At 67.5% G+C, this 16,908-nt stretch carries 15 protein-coding genes and 2 pseudogenes; 2 read left to right on the top strand and 15 right to left on the bottom strand.

Features of this window, described 5'->3' with window-relative positions; translation table 11 throughout:
• Positions 1-36 precede the first annotated feature (36 nt).
• A complete protein-coding gene (locus FGL91_RS12080) occupies positions 37-726 on the bottom strand; it encodes an FKBP-type peptidyl-prolyl cis-trans isomerase (RefSeq protein ID WP_227991601.1) in 690 nt (229 codons plus the stop codon).
• Between the two features lie 391 nt (positions 727-1,117).
• On the opposite strand from FGL91_RS12080, the pseudogene FGL91_RS12075 reads away from it, so the two are divergent.
• A pseudogene (locus FGL91_RS12075) lies at positions 1,118-1,916 on the top strand (lysophospholipid acyltransferase family protein).
• Between the two features lie 15 nt (positions 1,917-1,931).
• On the opposite strand, the pseudogene FGL91_RS12070 reads toward FGL91_RS12075, so the two are convergent.
• Positions 1,932-2,425 (bottom strand): annotated as a pseudogene (locus tag FGL91_RS12070) (OsmC family protein).
• 67 nt (positions 2,426-2,492) lie between these two features.
• On the opposite strand from FGL91_RS12070, the gene FGL91_RS12065 reads away from it, so the two are divergent.
• A complete protein-coding gene (locus tag FGL91_RS12065) occupies positions 2,493-3,488 on the top strand; it encodes an asparaginase (protein WP_131492137.1) in 996 nt (331 codons plus the stop codon).
• Between the two features lie 44 nt (positions 3,489-3,532).
• Here the strand turns inward: FGL91_RS12065 and FGL91_RS12060 are convergent, their stop codons facing one another.
• The 13 genes from FGL91_RS12060 to atpB all read right to left on the bottom strand — a co-directional run bounded on the left by FGL91_RS12060 (position 3,533) and on the right by atpB (position 16,728).
• Positions 3,533-6,286 (bottom strand): FtsK/SpoIIIE domain-containing protein, encoded by a 2,754-nt coding sequence (locus FGL91_RS12060; RefSeq protein WP_153243924.1) that lies wholly within the window; start codon positions 6,284-6,286, stop codon positions 3,533-3,535.
• A gap of 58 nt (positions 6,287-6,344) precedes the next feature.
• Positions 6,345-7,142, bottom strand: coding sequence for a PP2C family protein-serine/threonine phosphatase (locus FGL91_RS12055; RefSeq protein ID WP_153243923.1), 798 nt, complete (start codon positions 7,140-7,142; stop codon positions 6,345-6,347).
• Between the two features lie 81 nt (positions 7,143-7,223).
• Positions 7,224-8,207 (bottom strand): aldo/keto reductase, encoded by a 984-nt coding sequence (locus tag FGL91_RS12050; RefSeq protein ID WP_131492140.1) that lies wholly within the window; start codon positions 8,205-8,207, stop codon positions 7,224-7,226.
• An 88-nt stretch (positions 8,208-8,295) separates the two neighbouring features.
• Positions 8,296-9,099, bottom strand: a complete 804-nt coding sequence (locus FGL91_RS12035) for a large exoprotein (protein ID WP_194239212.1) — start codon at positions 9,097-9,099, stop codon at positions 8,296-8,298.
• 117 nt (positions 9,100-9,216) lie between these two features.
• A complete protein-coding gene (locus FGL91_RS12030) occupies positions 9,217-9,963 on the bottom strand; it encodes a YaaA family protein (protein ID WP_131492141.1) in 747 nt (248 codons plus the stop codon).
• A 76-nt stretch (positions 9,964-10,039) separates the two neighbouring features.
• A complete protein-coding gene (locus tag FGL91_RS12025) occupies positions 10,040-10,300 on the bottom strand; it encodes a F0F1 ATP synthase subunit epsilon (protein WP_131492142.1) in 261 nt (86 codons plus the stop codon).
• 2 nt (positions 10,301-10,302) lie between these two features.
• Entirely contained in the window at positions 10,303-11,757 is a 1,455-nt protein-coding gene (atpD, locus tag FGL91_RS12020) for a F0F1 ATP synthase subunit beta (RefSeq protein ID WP_047520474.1), read from the bottom strand.
• 21 nt (positions 11,758-11,778) lie between these two features.
• Entirely contained in the window at positions 11,779-12,675 is an 897-nt protein-coding gene (locus tag FGL91_RS12015) for a F0F1 ATP synthase subunit gamma (RefSeq protein ID WP_047520473.1), read from the bottom strand.
• A 19-nt stretch (positions 12,676-12,694) separates the two neighbouring features.
• Positions 12,695-14,335, bottom strand: coding sequence for a F0F1 ATP synthase subunit alpha (atpA, locus tag FGL91_RS12010; RefSeq protein ID WP_047520471.1), 1,641 nt, complete (start codon positions 14,333-14,335; stop codon positions 12,695-12,697).
• Positions 14,336-14,382: 47 nt separating this feature from the next.
• Positions 14,383-15,174: a F0F1 ATP synthase subunit delta gene (locus FGL91_RS12005; protein ID WP_131492143.1), complete on the bottom strand. Its 792-nt coding sequence runs from the start codon at positions 15,172-15,174 to the stop codon at positions 14,383-14,385.
• On the bottom strand, positions 15,174-15,728 hold the full coding sequence (locus FGL91_RS12000; RefSeq protein WP_047520467.1) for a F0F1 ATP synthase subunit B: 555 nt from the start codon (positions 15,726-15,728) through the stop codon (positions 15,174-15,176). Before FGL91_RS12000 ends, FGL91_RS12005 begins: the two co-directional genes overlap by 1 nt.
• 27 nt (positions 15,729-15,755) lie before the next feature.
• Entirely contained in the window at positions 15,756-15,992 is a 237-nt protein-coding gene (atpE, locus tag FGL91_RS11995; RefSeq protein ID WP_017830994.1) for an ATP synthase F0 subunit C, read from the bottom strand.
• A 43-nt stretch (positions 15,993-16,035) separates the two neighbouring features.
• Positions 16,036-16,728 (bottom strand): F0F1 ATP synthase subunit A, encoded by a 693-nt coding sequence (gene atpB, locus FGL91_RS11990; RefSeq protein ID WP_227991600.1) that lies wholly within the window; start codon positions 16,726-16,728, stop codon positions 16,036-16,038.
• Between the last annotated feature and the right edge of the window lie 180 nt (positions 16,729-16,908).

Below are 16,908 nucleotides of genomic sequence, written 5' to 3'. Positions count from 1 at the left end.
ACGCCAGCCTAGGACACGTCCTGGATACCGCCCCTGCTACTGCTGGACGGGCGTGGTGGCGAGGATGTCCACGACGAAGACGAGGCTCTCCTTCTGGAGCTCGTGACCTTCACTCGCGCCGTAGCCGTCGGACGGCGGCATCACGACGATGACCTGCGAGCCGACCTTCTGCCCTTCGAGAGCCTTCTGGAAGCCCGCGACGACGCCGGTGGTCTGGAACTGTGCCGGTGCAGCGTCGCGGCTCCAGCTCGAGTCGAACTCCTCGCCGTCCGACCACTTGACGCCCAGATACTGCACGACGACGAGGTCGCCGGATCCGACGGTCGGTCCGTCGCCCTGCGTGAGGACAGCGACCTTGGTCTCGGTCGGTGCGTCACCCTCGGGGATCTTGATCGAGGGCTTGCCGTCATCATCGAGCGTGACCGTCGGCATGCCGGGGGTCGGGTCGACGGGGGTTCCGGTGGCGATTTCGGGCAGCTGCTCGACGGCCTGTGCGTAGACGACCACGTTGTTCGCGCCCTCGCCCAGGGCACTGCCGGGCAGCGAGAGCACGACGCGTGAGCCGACCGGCTCGCACTCGAGAGCGGCGACGAAGAGCGAGGACTGGTTGGTGTCGAGGAGCACGGGCAGCACCCCTCCCTCGCCGCGAGCGGAGGAATCGAGCACCTCGTTGGTCGTCGCATCCACGATCTGGTACTGGACCGAGACCAGGTCGTTGACGAGCACGTCGTCCCCCGTCGCCCGCAGAGACGACCGTCCGCTCGACGCCCGCGAAAGCCGCGTCAGACGGGACGGTCACCTTCGTGTCGGCGCCCTCTCCCTCGACGACGACGGCATCCGAGGTCTCACCTGGCTGCGCGTCCAGAGCACACGTGCTCGAAGCCGACGGGTCAGGCGTGCCGGAGCTCGACGGCGCGGAACTGCCGGAACAGCCCGCCAGCAGCAGGGTCGCCGCGGCGACGGTGGACAGGACGATGAGCGGACGCTTGCGCACAGTGAGACCTCGGGATCGCGGGCGGGACACCCCATACTCCCCCATACCCCTTTGCCCCGGCTGGGAGGCGCGGCGGAACTCTTCATTCCCACACGAGCATGGATCCGGGAGTAACCTGCTCTGATGACCTCTGAGCAGTCCGTCGAGCCCGAATCGTCGCCCGCAGAGGGATCCTCGCCCGCTGAGGCCGCGAAACCACGCCATGCCGGCTTCGCGTACACCCTCGGCCGCAGCCTCATCACCCCCGCTCGCCCGCCTCGTGTACCGGCCGCGTATCGAAGGTCGCGATCGGGTGCCGCTGACCGGGCCCGTCATCTTCGCGAGCAATCACCTCTCGTTCATCGACTCGATCGCGATCCCCGTCGCCGCGCCCCGTCCGGTGCACTTCCTCGCGAAGTCCGCCTACTTCGAGGGCACCGGCTTCCAAGGCTGGATGAGCAAGACGTTCTTCGAGTCCATCGGAGCCATCCCGGTGCGACGCGGGGCCGGCCAAGCAGCACTGGACGCGCTGGATCTGCAGCGGCAGCTCCTCGATGAGGGCCTCGCGGTGGCGCTGTATCCGGAAGGCACACGCTCCACGGACGGTCGACTCTACAAGGGCCGCACCGGCGTCGCCTTCCTCGCCTTGCAGACGGGCGCGCCCGTCGTCCCGGTCGGGCTGATCGGCACGGACAAGGTGATGCCCGTGGGGGCCAAGGTCCCGACGCTCTCGGAGCGCATCACGGTCCGCTTCGGCGAGCCACTCGATCTGTCTCCGCACGGTCCCGCGACGAGCGGACGTGCGCGCCGCCTCGCCACCGATGAGATCATGGCCGCGATCCACGGATTGTCGGGCCAGGAGCTCGCGGGGGCCTACAACGAGGCACCGGCGCAGAGCACCATCGAGAAGATCAAGCAGGCGCTCCCCCACGAACGTCGCTGACGGTCCACCGCATCTCTACGCGAGCGCGCTGATCTTCGCCTCGTGGCGCACGGGGAAGTTCATCGAGTTGGCGATGAAGCACCATTGGTTCGCCAACTCGTGCGCCCGCTCTGCGGCTTCGATCATCGACGCCTCCGCGACCACGACATCGGGGCGGAGCATCACCTCCACGAAGGCCCTCCCCCTTTTCCGTCCTCGCGCATCATCCCGCTGGCGTCGTCGCTGTAGGAGACGACGACCACACCCAGCGTCACGCAGGCATGCAGGTATGACAGCAGGTGGCACTCGGAGAGAGATGCCAGCAGCAGATCTTCCGGATTCCACCGTGCAGGGTCCCCGCGGAACGGTTTGTCGGCGGATGCGAGGAGCTCCGGCTTTCCGCTGACTTCGATGGTCACGTCACGGCGGTAGTCGCGGTAGCCGGATGTGCCTGTTCCGAGATTGCCGGTCCACGTCGCGGTGAGTGCGTAGTGGTGTTCGCCGAGGGCGCGGGAAGTCGACTGTGCCATGTCGCCAGTCTGCCAGCCCCGTGCGACGTCGGCGGAGCGACCAGGCCTGCGGCGATAGAGTTGACGGGTGCTGGAGACTCTCACCATTCAGGATTCCGTGGAACTCGCCGTCGTCGAGCGGAGCGGCTTCGTCGAATCGCGTCACGTCGGAGCCGCGGTCGTGCTGTCCTCCGACGGTGATGTCATCGCCCGCCACGGCAACGTCGACGCCCTGATCCTCCCTCGTTCGAGCCTCAAGCCCCTGCAGGCCGTCGCCTGCATCACCGCCGGTGCCGTCTTGGAGGGCGAGCAGCTCGCCATCTCCACCGCGAGTCACGTCGGCACCGATCGGCACGCCTCCGTGGTGCGCGACATGCTCACCGAAGGCGGGCTGACCGAAGACCACCTCGGTTGCCCGGCGTCGTGGCCGACCGACTCCGCCAGCCGCGACGAACTCGTCCGCGAGCACGGCGAACCCTCGCGGGTCCGGATGCCCTGTTCGGGAAAGCACGCCGCGATGCTGCGCGCCTGCGTGGCGACCGGCTGGCCGACGGACGGTTACCTCGACCCCGCTCATCCTCTCCAGGCGCACATCCGCGACGTCGTCGAGCGCCTGACGGGCGAGAAGGTGGCGCACACGGCGATCGACGGCTGCGGCGCCCCCGTGCACGCGATCACGCTCACGGGCCTGGCGCGCTCGATCCATCGCATCGGCACGGCATCCGACCGTTCGCCGTTCGCCCTCCATCGGGTGGCGGGTTCTCTGGTCCGCGCAGTGCGGGAGAACCCCTGGGCGATCGAAGGCCCTGGTCGGCCCGACACCATCGCGATCGAGAAGCTCGGAGTGTTCGCCAAGTTCGGAGCCGAGGGCATCATGGTGATGGTCGCCCCGAACGGCACGACCGTGGCGCTGAAGGTCCTGGACGGAGCGACCCGCGCAGCGACGATCGTGGCCGCCACGCTGCTCGCCCGCTCAGGCGGCCTGAGTGACACCGACGTCGCGACGCTGGCGGAGGCTCTGCCCCTGGGCGTGTCCGGCGGTGGCTCGATCGTCGGGACCATCCGCCCGAGCGCCGCCATCTGAGGCGCGAGCGGTCGGCTCACGGGCTCTCGAAGATCCGCTGGTCCTCACGGCGTCAGCTCCGCGAGGATCACTCGGCGCGGCGGCTCCGCTCCCCGAACGGACCAGGCCCGTCCTGCATGCGACCGTGCAAAGGGCGGGAGTTCGCGGACCCCCGCGAGCTGCCGCAGGTCCGCCGGCTGCTCCGCTCGGATCACGACCTCTCCTTCGGCGCGGATGCGCTGCCACGACGACCAGTTGCGTTGCCAGGTCTCGGCATCGGCGATCAGGATGCGGTGACCGTCCGGCAGGGTCGGCTCTGCACCGACGAGAACTACTTCGAAGCCGGCGTGCGCGTCACGTAGCCGCGACGCTGTCGCCCTCGCGCCGGCGCTGACGATCGCGGTGACGGCGCACGACGGCGACCACGTCGTCATCGCGGGCGGCTCGATCGGCTCGCCGACGCCGTCGTGGTCGTCGTCGACCCAGGCGAGCTGGACCTCCCGGTCACCGATCCACGCGCGCCCGGGGTTGCGGTCGCGGAGGAACGCGGATGCCTCACCTCCGGCCGCGAGGTGCTCGACCCGAGTCGCCATGCGCAGGAGCGCGCGGCGCGGAAGTGCATCGAGGACGCGTCCCACTGCTCCCGTCGATCGGCCGGCGGTCACGGCGAAAGTCGTCCCCGCGCCGGAGCGCAGCAGGTGTTCCCAGCGTTGGGCGAACTGCTGGCCGTAGTCAGGCGGGAAGCCCGCGACGAGCGCGTCGAGGTCGTCGCAGAGCACGAGAGCGGGGACCCGCTCCTCGCCCGAGCTCCATGCGTCGACGAGATCCCATGCGCCCTCGAGGTCCCGCGGCACCCAGACGGAGTCCGTGCCGGAGCGCTGCGCCGCGAGGACTCGCAGGGCCGTTGTGCGTCCCGATCCCGACGCCCCGAGGAACACCAGCCCCCGCTCCTGCCCGCAGTGCAACGTCTCCAGCGGTTGCATCTGCTGTGCCGGTTCGTCTGCCCGGCCGAGGATCACCGCGTCACCCGACGCGCGGTCAGGCGCCGTGAGCAGATCGCCGAGTGGAAGCCGCGAGGGAAGCGCCGGAAGCCACGGGCTGCGTGGTGGCGCGGTCTCCGCCCAGCGCAATCCGATGCCGCGCAACTCGGTGGCTCCGGTGAGCGCGACTCGCACGGCGATCGGTTCCGAGTCTGAGGGGCGCCGCACGAGCCCGACCCCGCGGGAAGCAGCACCTCCGGGAAGCTCGGCCGCAGCATCGGTGCCGATCATCGCCCTGCTGTCGGCCGCGTCCCCCACCCGCAGACTGATGCGAAGCGGACAATTGGCGGCGAGTGCGTCTCGCACCACACCGGTCGCACGCTGCGTACCGAGGATGAGATGCATGCCCAAAGCGCGTCCTCGGGCCGCCACATCGATGAACACCGCCCCGAGATCAGGATGCTCGGCCAACAACGCCGCGAACTCGTCCACGACGATGACCAACCGCGGAATCCCGACCTCACGCACATCACGGGCCCCTGCGGCCGCCAAGAGCGCCTCGCGCCGACGGAGCTCCGCTGTGAGGCTCGAGACGCCGCGCCGTGCGCCTTCCTCATCGAGGTCCGTGATCACCGCCGCGACCTGTCGCAGCGCCCTCAGCGGCTCGAAGGCCGTGCCACCCTTGAAGTCAGCCAGGAGGAAGGTCACCCTGTCGGGGCCGTGGTGCGCAGCGATCGCGGTGACCCAGCTGACGAGCAACTCGCTCTTGCCCGTCCCCGTCGTGCCGGTGACGATGGCATGCGGACCGTCCTCGACGATGTCGAGCATGACATCGCCGTACGCGCTCCGTCCGATCGCCGCGGGCAGACCTTCGCCGGCGGGCGGCTGTTCCAGCTCGTGCAAGGAGACCACGTCCGGGAGCACGTCGGCGCCGTCGCTCCGCGCTGCGTGTTCTTCGGCGACCTGACCCACTTGGGCGAGCGACAGGCACTCGACCGCAAGCGTCGACGTCCCGTTCGGCGTACGGAGGTTCGCTCGTCCCGGCTCGATGACGTCGATCACGGTGGTGATCCCCTCGGGTACCTCTGTGTCGGCGGGGACGAGCCAGATCAGTGCATCCGCCTCCACGCGACCGGAGTCAGGCGTCCCGACGCCGAGGCGAAAGCCGCTTCGACGCGAACGTCGCGCATGCGGCAGCGCGGCGAGGCCGCAATCGTCGAGGGCGGTGCCCACCAACGACAGCTGTGCAGCACCGAAACGCAGACCGAGCTGCACCACCAACGCCCGCGCGACGGCGAAGATCACCGGTCGCGCCCCGCGTATGCAGACGCCCCCACCCAGTCGGACCACGATCGGCGCGTCTTCGAGGACGCCGGAACGTTGACGGAACTCGCGGCCACGGCTGTCGTCTCCCCCGCTACAACGGACCCCGCTCGCGACGCTGCCGGTGCCCACGACGAGGGAGGTCTCCGCATCGGGCGGCTGTGCCCCGCGGAGGGGCGGCTGCGTGAGGCAGACGGAAGCGTCGGGCAGACGGAGCCACAGCGCTTCACGCTCAGCCCGATGGCGGCGGATCAGGTCTGCGTCGACCGCGGCCCAGTTCCGCTCCGCATCAGCCTCACCCTGCCGACGTTCGCGGCGTCGGTTTCGGGCCGCATCGAGGAACGAAGCCGCCATCATCAACGGGCCCAATGCCGCGAAGCAGAGCGCGAACAGCGAACCGGTGATCAGCCACAGCGCCACACCCCCGACCACCGGGACGACGGCCGCCAGAAACGGCAGCCCAGCGCGGCGAGAGGCTGCGGGGGCCGCCGGGAGAACGATCGGAAGAGATTCCATGCCACCCAGTGGACCGCACGGACGTCAGAGGAACGGCGCTCTCCACAGCGCTGAGCGACTATTCCGAGGTGTCTTCGGGTGGGGAGGAGGAGTCGCTGTCGTCCTCGATCTGGACGATGATGAGCGTCACGTTGTCACGCCCACCGTTCTCCAAGGCGGCCGCGAGCATGGCATCGACGCCTGCCGCTGGATCGCTGTTGGCCCGGAGGAAGTGCTGGATCCCGTAGTCGGTGAGCTCCTTCGTGAGCCCGTCGGAGCAGATCACGAACCGATCCCCCGCGCGCACGTCTAGGGTGACGTAGTCCGGTGCAGTGAGTTCGCTCGCCCCCACCGCCCGCGTGATCACGTTGCTGTACGGATGCCCTTCCGCCTCCTCGGGGCTGAGCTTGCCTGCCGCGATCAGCTCCTGGACCACGGAGTGATCCGTCGTCACCTGTACGAGCCGGTCATCGCGGAGCAGATACACCCGCGAGTCCCCGATATTCAACGCCACCCAGTGCGCATCTTCGCCGTCACCGACCAGGAAGACACCCGTGAGCGTGGTGCCGGTGCCTTCGTCGGTCGTCTCCGGGTGGTCGGCGATGTCAGCCACGGCCAACTCGAGTGCTTTCTCGATCGCCGGCCCGTTGACCTCACCGGCAGCGACCACGGCTTGGAGCCGCGCGACGGTGCTGCTGCTCGCGATCTCGCCGCCGGCATGGCCCCCCATGCCGTCCGCGACGATGAAGAGCGGGTACTCGGCGAGGAACGCGTCCTGATTGATCTCGCGGCGGCGACCGAGGTCGGTGGCCCCTGCCCAGGACAGCAGCAGAGGGCGCTGCGCAACCGTGACGCGATGCGTCTTCGTCTCAGCCACGTACTGCCTCCGATGGGCCTGCGACGGATCGGGCGACCGCAGGATACTCACACATCGTAGTAGAACTCCCCCGCACTGCGATCACACTCGTGCGCCCGGGTCTGCGGGCAGCGGGAACAGATGGTCGATGATCTCGAGGTCGGCGGCGTCCGGACGCCAGGCATCACCCGCTGCCGCGTTGGCTTCGACCTGCTCCGCCGATGTCGCTCCGGCGATGACGCTGGAGACCGCCGGGTGCGCGAGGAGCCACCCGAAAGCCGCCTGCAGCATCGTGATGCCGCGGTCGTCGCAGAAGCGCCGGAAGTCCTCGAGCGCCTCCCACGGAGCGTCCTCCCAGACATGCCTTCGTGCGGACATGATCCTGCTCGACGCAGGCCCACCATCACGCGTGAACTTCCCGGTGAGGAGACCGTTGTGCAGCGGGAAGTAGGGGAAGAAGCCCAGCTCGTACCGCTCGGCGGCGGGGAGGACTTCGCGCTCGGCGGCACGCGCCAGCAACGAATAGTGGTTCTGCGCGGAGATGAACCGTCCGGACGAACGCGCACGGGTCGTGAACTCCGCCTCGGCGATCTCCCATCCGCGGAAGTTCGAGTGCCCGAAGTAGCGGATCTTCCCCTCGCGCACGAGTTCATCGAGCGCGTCGGTGGTTTCCGCGATCGGCGTCTCCGGGTCAGGCAGGTGCAGTTGGTAGAGATCGATCCAGTCGGTGCGCAGGCGACGCAGGGACTCCTCGACGGCGCGGCGGATGTATCGACGGGAGCCGCGGGCGGCGGGGAACGCATACCCCATGTCCCGCTCGTGGCCGAACTTGGTCGCGAGCACGACGCGATCGCGCCGCCCTTCGAGCGCTTCGCCCATCAGCGTCTCGCTCGCGCCGGCCACCGCACCGTACATGTCGGCCGTGTCGAAGAACGTGATGCCGTTCGCGAGCGCCGCGTCGATCACCTCTCGCGTTCCGGCAAGGGTCTCGGTGGCCGTCCCCGCGCGCCCGAAGTTGTTGCAGCCGAGGCCGGTCGCGGAGACGAGAAGACCGGATGCGCCGACTCGGCGCTGCGTCAAGACCATGTCTCCACGTTAGCGTCCGCTCGGGCCCGGAGACGATCGCACACAGCACAGAGCCCCCGACCGAAGTCGGGGGCTCTGTGTCAGACGGTCACGCCGGAGGCTGCGTGGGATCGTTCGGCGATGCGGGCGGAGCCGCAGGAGGCGCCGGCGGAGCTGCGGGCGGTGCCGGCGGACCGGCAGGAGGTGCCGGCGGGGCCGCGGGAGGTGCCGGAGGCGTCGTCGGAGGAACCGGGGGAACCGGGGCTCCGGTCGCGGGCGCCGCAGGGCCTGCCGGCGGTGCGTACCCGGGCTGGGCCGGCGGTGCGTACCCGGGCTGGGCCGGCGGCGCATAGCCCGGCTGCGCGGGCGGAGCGTATCCCTGCGGCGCACCGTAGCCAGGCTGCGGGGCTGCAGCGGCCGGCTGGACGGGCACGCCGTTCCAGACCGTCCGGTCGCCGAGGAAGCCGTTCGAAGCCCACGATGCCGGCTGGATGTTCGGGTTCCAGCGAGACTTGTCGAACGCGTTGATACCGAGCCACACGATGCTCAGGAACACGTAGAGGACGACCCAGACGGCGTCCTTCTGAAGCTTGAGGCCGATGCGCCAGGCCGCGATCGCGGAGAAGACTCCGAGAGCGAGCGAGAACGCGTAGCCGATGCCGATCCAGCTGAGCAGCGCGGCACCAGCGATTCCGTAGAGGACGAGCCACGGGCTCAGGTCACCGAGCTTGAAGAAGATCATCGCGTTGTAGACGGGCACCCACGCACGCCACTTGCCCTCGACACCTGCTTTGTCGAAGATCTTCATCAAGAAGAGAGAGCCCAGCACGTACCCGGCAAGACCGATGATGACGCTGAAGATGACGATGCCGAAAACTACGGCGAGGTATCCCGAGTCGTAATAGGAGTCCATGATCCCCTCCGGATCTGAATGTACGGACGCGATTGACGCCGCGACACCACACTAGCGGTGCGCGCGATCCCCGGGCAACGAGGTCTGCGGAAGCGCGTCAGCGCCCGAAAGCGCCCGCTACTCCGCGACGACGAGTTCGATGGTGCCCCGATGATCGGTGTCGCGGAGCGTGATCCCCCGCGACTGCGCCCACGTGCGGAAGCCACGAAGAGAGGAGCTTCGGGGCCGATCCTCGGCGAGGGCGCGGACGAGCAGCCCCTTCGACTTCTTGTTGAAGTGGTTCAATGCCCTGCCGTGCTCGGTCACGACCCGCACGTACGCCGACGGCACGCTGTCCGGAACCGGCCCCAGAGCGACATACGCCTCGCTGCGCAGATCGAGCACGAACGACACAGCGGTTTCCACGAACGCCGCAGAGGTCGCATCGGCCCAATGGCGCCGCAGCGCGGGAAGGCCGGGGAGCGACGTTCCCGCCGCGAGACGATAGGTCGGTATCGGATCGAGGGCGCCGACCGGACCGAACGGTGCGCTGTGGATCCAGACATGGTCGCCCAACCACCGGCGGGACGCCGTCGAGAGAGAGGGGGCGTCGAGCGCGTCGAACAGGACGCCCGTGTACCGGTCGACGGCAGGCATCGTCGGTGCCGTCCGCAGTCGCCGGTTGTGGGCGATATCACCGGCCTGACGCTCACTCAGCTTCAGCACACGCCGCGACTCCTGCTCGTCGGCTGCGAGGTCGACGAGCGCATCCAGCACGGCGGCGCGGTGCGGGGCCAGACCGGGCAGGGCCAACGAGGGCAGGTCGAGCGGGACGTCGACGCCCCCCTCTCGCTTCGTCTCGGACGGAGGGAGCAGGATCTTCATGAAACCTCGGTGGATGCAGACGCGTCCGCCTCGGGACCCGAGCGGGTACCGAGGCGGACGCGTCGAAAGGAGAAAGCTAGCCGATGAGAGCCGCGTTGCCGGCCACGATCGTCAGGGTGTCGCCCTCCATCGAGAGGAAGCCGTCCTGCGCGTTGGCCAGCACCTTGGTGCCATCCGACTGCGTGATGCGAACCTGCCCCTCGGCGAGGATGGCCAGCACCGGCTCGTGGCCGCTCATGAAGCCGATCTCACCCTCGACGGTCTTGGCGACCACGAGGCTCGCCTCTCCCGTCCAGACCTCCGCATCCGCGGAGACGAGGCTGACATGCAGCGCCATGGTCAGCCGTTCTCCTTCTGGATCTTCGCCCACTGCTCTTCGACGTCGGAGATACCACCGACGTTGAAGAAGGCCTGCTCGGCGACGTGGTCGAAGTCACCGCGGGTGATCGCATCGAACGACTCGATGGTCTCCTTGAGCGGGACGGTCGAACCCTCGACACCCGTGAACTTCTTGGCCATGTAGGTGTTCTGCGAGAGGAACTGCTGGATACGACGTGCGCGCGACACGACGATCTTGTCTTCCTCGGAGAGCTCGTCGACACCGAGGATCGCGATGATCTCCTGCAGCTCCTTGTTCTTCTGGAGGATCTGCTTGACGGTCGTCGCGACGCGGTAGTGGTCCTCGCCCAAGTAGCGGGGGTCCATGATGCGCGACGTCGAGGTCAGCGGGTCGATGGCGGGGTACAGACCCTTCGAGGCGATCTCACGAGACAGCTCGGTCGTGGCGTCGAGGTGGGCGAAGGTGGTCGCCGGAGCCGGGTCGGTGTAGTCATCGGCCGGCACGTAGATCGCCTGCAGCGAGGTGATCGAGTGACCACGCGTCGAGGTGATGCGCTCCTGGAGCACACCCATCTCATCGGCGAGGTTCGGCTGGTAACCCACGGCCGAGGGCATGCGGCCCAGCAGCGTCGAGACCTCGGAACCGGCCTGCGTGAAGCGGAAGATGTTGTCGATGAAGAGCAGCACGTCCTGCTTCTGCACGTCACGGAAGTACTCCGCCATCGTCAGAGCCGACAGCGCGACGCGCAGACGCGTCCCCGGCGGCTCGTCCATCTGGCCGAAGACGAGGGCGGTCTTGTCGAAGACGCCCGCCTCCTCCATCTCGTGGATCAGGTCGTTACCCTCACGGGTACGCTCACCGACACCGGCGAACACCGACACACCACCGTGGTCCTGCGCGACGCGCTGGATCATCTCCTGGATGAGCACGGTCTTGCCGACACCGGCACCACCGAACAGGCCGATCTTTCCACCGAGCACATACGGCGTGAGGAGGTCGATCGACTTGATGCCGGTCTCGAACATCTGAGTCTTGGACTCGAGCTGGTCGAAGTTCGGAGCCTTGCGGTGGATGGGCCAGCGCTCGGTGACCTCGAAGGTCTCGCCGGGCTCGAGGTTCAGCACCTCGCCGATGACGTTGAAGACCTTGCCCTTGGTCACGTCACCGACGGGAACCGAGATGGCCTCACCGGTGTCGCGAACCTCCTGACCGCGGACGATACCGTCGGTCGGGTTCAGGGCGATGGCGCGGACGAGGTCGTCGCCGAGGTGCTGAGCGACCTCGAGCGTGATCTCGGTGGACTCTTCGCCCATCTCGATCGTCGTCTTCAGGGCGTTGTAGATGTCGGGGATCGAGTCGTGCGGGAACTCGATGTCGACAACCGGACCGTTGACGCGTGCGACGCGCCCGACGACCGCGGTCGCCGGCTGGTCAGCCGGAGCGGTGAGGGTCATTTTCGTCTCTTTCCTGATGGTCTATTTGCTCGAGAGGGCGTCGGCGCCGCCGACGATCTCCGCGATCTGCTGCGTGATCTCCGCCTGGCGCGCATTGTTGCGCAGACGGGTGTAGTCGGTGATGAGCTTGTCGGCGTTGTCGCTGGCCGACTTCATCGCCTTCTGCGTCGCTGCCTGCTTCGCGGCGGACGACTGGAGAAGTGCGTTGAAGACGCGGCTCTGGATGTACACCGGCAGGATGGCGTCGAGGACGGTCTCGGCATCCGGCTCGAACTCGTACAGCGGGTAAACGGTGTTGCCCGCCTCCGACTCATCGGCTTCCGTGATCTCCAGCGGGAGCAGACGCACGGACTCCGGCGACTGCGTCATCATGCTGACGAAACGGTTGTACACGAGGTGGATCTCGTCGACGCCGCCGTCCTGTCCCCCGCGGGCGAAGGCTTCGAGCAGCGAGGCGGAGATCTCCTCGGCGGTGTGGAACGACGGGGTGTCGGTGTCACCGGTCCACTCCGCAGCGGCCGCGAGGCGACGGAACTGGAAGTATCCGACCGCCTTGCGTCCGATGAGGTAGAAGACCGGCTCCTTGCCCTGCTCGCGCAGGAGCTCCGCGACCTCGAGACCCTCACGGAGGATCTGCGAGTTGAAGGCTCCGGCGAGACCGCGGTCCGAGGAGAAGATCACGACCGCGGAGCGGGTGATGTTCTCGGACTCGCGGGTCAGCGGGTGATCCACGTTCGAGTGCGTCGCGACGGCCGATACGGCCCTCGTCACGGCTCGCGCGAAGGGGGTGGACGCCTTGACGCGTGCCATCGCCTTCTGGATGCGCGAAGCCGCGATGAGTTCCATCGCCTTCGTGATCTTCTTGGTCGTCTGAGCAGAAGAGATCTTCTGCTTGTAGACCCTGAGTTGAGCGCCCATATGTCAGTACCTCACGCGATTACGCGCGACGACCCTTGACGATCTTCTCCTGGTTGACGTCCTCAGCCTCAGCCGCAGCGTACTCCTCGTGACCGGGGGCGCCGATGGCGTGACCCTTGCCACCCTGGAATTCCAGGACGAAGGCATCCGTCTGCTTCTCGAGCTCGGCGACCGTGGCGTCATCGAGGACGTTCGTGTCGCGCAGAGTGTCGAGGACCTTGGTGTTGCGACGCAGGTAATCCAGGAGTTCGCGTTCGAAGCGCAGGACGTCTTCGACCTCGATCGTGTCGAGCTTGCCGTTGGTACCGGCCCAGATCGAGACGACCTGCTCTTCGACGGGGTACGGCGAGTACTGCGGCTGCTTGAGCAGCTCGGTCAGACGCGCACCGCGGGAGAGCTGACGACGCGAAGCCGCGTCGAGGTCGGACGCGAACATCGCGAACGCCTCGAGGGAGCGGTACTGCGCGAGCTCCAGCTTCAACGTTCCCGAAACCTTCTTGATCGACTTGACCTGCGCGTCACCACCGACTCGCGAGACCGAGATACCCACGTCGACCGCCGGACGCTGGTTGGCGTTGAAGAGGTCGGACTGGAGGAAGATCTGGCCGTCCGTGATGGAGATCACGTTGGTGGGGATGTACGCGGAGACGTCGTTCGCCTTGGTCTCGATGATCGGGAGACCCGTCATGGAACCGGCACCGAGCTCGTCGGAGAGCTTCGCGCAACGCTCGAGCAGACGGGAGTGCAGGTAGAACACGTCACCGGGGTACGCCTCGCGGCCCGGCGGGCGGCGGAGGAGGAGGGAGACGGCACGGTAGGCCTCGGCCTGCTTGGACAGGTCATCGAAGATGATCAGCACGTGCTTGCCGCCGTACATCCAGTGCTGGCCGATGGCCGAACCGGTGTAGGGCGCGAGGTACTTGAAGCCTGCGGGGTCAGAAGCCGGAGCGGCCACGATCGTGGTGTACTCCAGCGCGCCGGCCTCTTCGAGCGCGCCCTTCACCGAAGCGATGGTCGAGCCCTTCTGGCCGATGGCGACGTAGATGCAGCGAACCTGCTTGCTGACGTCGCCCGACTCCCAGTTGGCCTTCTGGTTGATGATCGTGTCGATCGCGATCGCCGTCTTGCCGGTCTGGCGGTCGCCGATGATGAGCTGACGCTGACCACGACCGACGGGGATCATCGCATCGATGGCCTTGATGCCGGTCTGCATCGGCTCGTGCACCGACTTGCGCTGCATGACGCCCGGGGCCTGGAGCTCGAGAGCGCGGACGCCCTCGGTCTCGATGGCGCCGAGGCCGTCGATCGGGTTGCCGAGCGGGTCGACCACACGACCCAGGTAGCCGTCGCCGACCGGAACCGAGAGGACCTCGCCGGTGCGGGTGACTTCCTGTCCGGCTTCGACACCGGTGAACTCGCCGAGGACGACGACACCGATCTCGTGCTCGTTGAGGCTCTGCGCGAGACCCTTGGTGCCGTCCGCGAAGATGACGAGCTCGTTCGCCATGACGCCGGGCAGTCCCTCGACGTGCGCGATGCCGTCTGCGGCGTCGATGACGGTGCCGACCTCGGTCGCCCCGGCCCCGGAGGGCTCGTATGCGGCGGCGAAGTCCTTCAGCGCGTCACGGATGACGTCGGGGCTGATCGATAGTTCTGCCATTGTCTTCCCTTTGTATCTGGGTGCGCGGTTCCCCGCGCGAAGTCGTGTTAGCCCGCGAGCTTCTGGCGAAGGTCGGCGAGTCGTGCGGAGATGCTGCCGTCGATGACGTCATCGGCGATCTGCACACGCAGACCTCCGACGACGGCAGGGTCGATGACGACGTTGAGCGAGACCTGACCGTCATAGCGACGCGAGAGCGAGTCGCTGAGACGGGTGCGCTGCGCATCGCTGAGAGGTGCCGCGGTGTGCACCGTGGCGACCACGCGACCGCGCTGGCTCGAGACGATGCTCATCGCCCGGTTCAGCAGTCGCCGGATCCGGCGTCCGCGCGGCTCGCGCACGAACGAGGTGATGATCAGCGTCGAGGCGGCGCTCGTGGAGCCCTCGGCCAGGAGACGCTCGATGAGCGCGCTCTTGGCATCTTCTCCTCCGACGCGGCTGCCCAGAGCGAGCTCGAGCTCGGGGTTGGCGGCGATCACCCGGGAGAAGCCGAACAGCTCCCCCTCGATGTCGACGCCCGGCTCCGCGATCGCTGCCGCGCGGATCGCGAGCTCCTCGATACCGTCGACGAGCTCACCCGCGTTCGACCAGCGCTCAGCGACGACGGTCTTCAGAACGTCCTGAGCGCCTGCGGAGAACCCGCCGAACACCGCGGTGACGACGTTCTGTCGTGCCACGGCGGGAGCGGAAGGGTCAGCAAGCGCGCCGCTCAGCTGGGACGACTCGCTCACGGCACGCGCGGCAGCCAGCAGCTCCCGTGCGGTGTCGAGAGAGAGGTCCTTCGCTGCGGCAAGCGTCTTGATGGATGCCGCGAGTGCCTGAGTGGTCGCGCTGCCCATTACTGAGCCGCCTTCTCGGATGACTCGAGCTCGGCGAGGAAGCGGTCGACGACGGCCGTCGCACGTGCGTCGTCGGAGAGCGTCTCACCGACCACGCCACCGGCGAGGTCGATGGCGAGCGTTCCGACCTCGCTGCGGAGCGAGACGAGAGCGGTCTGCCGCTCGGCCTCGATCTGCGTGTGCGCGGTGGCGGTGATGCGAGCGGCCTCGGAAGCCGCAGCTTCCTTCGCCTCGGCGACGATCTTCTTGCCGTCCTCACGGGCGGCCTCACGGATCTCGCCGGCCTCGGTGCGCGCCTCAGCGAGCTGACGCGTGTACTCCTCGAGCGCAGCTTCAGCCTGCTTCTGAGCCTCGTCGGCCTTCGCGATGTTTCCCTCGATCGCGGCGGACCGCTTGTCGAGCATCGCCGTCAGACGCGGAAGCGCGAACTTCCAGACGACGAAGAGGATGACGATGAACCAGAGGCCCGACCAGATGATGTCGTACCACGCAGGGATGAGAGGGTTGTTCGGCTCACCCTCTGCTGCGAGGTTCGTGACAAGAGCGTTCAGCATCCTGTCTCCTTCAGAAGTCGGTGAGGATTACGGGAAGGGGATGAATGCGACGGCGATGCCGACGAACGCAAGCGCCTCGGTGAAGGCGATACCGATCCACATGAGGACCTGGAGACGACCGGCCAGCTCGGGCTGACGGGCGACACCCTCGATGGTCTTGCCGACGACGATGCCGACGCCGATGGCCGGGCCGATGGCTGCGAGGCCGTAGCCGACCGCTCCGAGGTGACCGTTGATTTCAGCGAGAACCGTAGTAGCGTCCACGGGTTTTTCCTTTCGTTGGGTGGGAAGGCGTATGCCTGCCCGCTCAGTGCTCTTCTGCGACCGCGAGCTGGATGTAGACCGCGGTGAGGACGGTGAAGACGTATGCCTGGAGGACGGCGACCAGAATCTCGAAGAGAGTGAAGGCGCCGCCGAAGGCGAGGGTTCCGACACCGAGCGCGGCCCAGCCGCCGCCTGCGGTGAAGAAGAAGAACTGGGTCGCGGAGAACGCGAGGACCAGGATCATGTGCCCCACGACGAGGTTCATGAGAAGACGCAGCGTCAGCGTGACGGGGCGGAGGATGAACGTCGAGATGAGTTCGATGACCGCGACGATCGGCATGGCGGCGACCGGCACACCCTGCGGGAACAGGGAGTTCTTGAAGAACTTGAAACCGTGGCGCTTGATGCCGGCGTAGATGAAGGTCACATAGCTGACCACCGCGAGCGTGAGCGGAACCGCGATGATCGCGGTGCCCGGCATGTTCAGGAACGGGATGATTCCCGTGATGTTCATGAACAGCACCATGAAGAAGATCGTGGTGAGGATCGGCAGGAACCGATCGCCGTCCTTGCGCCCGAGCATGTCGTGGGCGACGTTGGTGCGGACGAAGCCGAGGCCCATCTCCACCAGGCTCTGGAAGCGTCCGGGGACGACCTTCATGCGGCGGGTTCCGAGCCAGAGGATCAGCACCACGGCGATCACCGCGAGCAACTGGACCAGGTGGATCCGGTTCACGGGGACGGGGCCGACGTGGAAGAGGATCTCCGGGAAGAAATCGTCGATCGAAGGGCCGTGGAACTCACCGTCGGAGGCAAGTCGGGGGGTCAGGGTCGCAGCAAGATTAAACAGCGCGGGCTCCAGCTTCGGGGCACCGGTCTAAACCGGGGCGACGATGGTCGGTGTGCTACACAGCGC

It is taken from the genome of Microbacterium sp. CBA3102 (genome assembly GCF_007954505.1).
In the GTDB taxonomy this organism is placed as follows: domain Bacteria; phylum Actinomycetota; class Actinomycetes; order Actinomycetales; family Microbacteriaceae; genus Microbacterium; species Microbacterium aurugineum.
This window is presented reverse-complemented; position numbering and strand designations above follow the sequence as displayed.

Bases quoted from the DNA above. Each gene is read 5' to 3' on its own strand.
- FGL91_RS12050 (WP_131492140.1), bottom strand. From the start codon at position 8,207: ATGGTCTTGACGCAGCGCCGAGTCGGCGCATCCGGTCTTCTCGTCTCC.
- atpD (WP_047520474.1), bottom strand. From the start codon at position 11,757: ATGACCCTCACCGCTCCGGCTGACCAGCCGGCGACCGCGGTCGTCGGG.
- FGL91_RS12015 (WP_047520473.1), bottom strand. From the start codon at position 12,675: ATGGGCGCTCAACTCAGGGTCTACAAGCAGAAGATCTCTTCTGCTCAG.
- FGL91_RS12030 (WP_131492141.1), bottom strand. From the start codon at position 9,963: ATGAAGATCCTGCTCCCTCCGTCCGAGACGAAGCGAGAGGGGGGCGTC.
- FGL91_RS12005 (WP_131492143.1), bottom strand. From the start codon at position 15,174: ATGGGCAGCGCGACCACTCAGGCACTCGCGGCATCCATCAAGACGCTT.
- FGL91_RS12000 (WP_047520467.1), bottom strand. From the start codon at position 15,728: ATGCTGAACGCTCTTGTCACGAACCTCGCAGCAGAGGGTGAGCCGAAC.
- FGL91_RS12060 (WP_153243924.1), bottom strand. From the start codon at position 6,286: ATGGAATCTCTTCCGATCGTTCTCCCGGCGGCCCCCGCAGCCTCTCGC.
- FGL91_RS12025 (WP_131492142.1), bottom strand. From the start codon at position 10,300: ATGGCGCTGCATGTCAGCCTCGTCTCCGCGGATGCGGAGGTCTGGACG.
- FGL91_RS12035 (WP_194239212.1), bottom strand. From the start codon at position 9,099: ATGGACTCCTATTACGACTCGGGATACCTCGCCGTAGTTTTCGGCATC.
- atpA (WP_047520471.1), bottom strand. From the start codon at position 14,335: ATGGCAGAACTATCGATCAGCCCCGACGTCATCCGTGACGCGCTGAAG.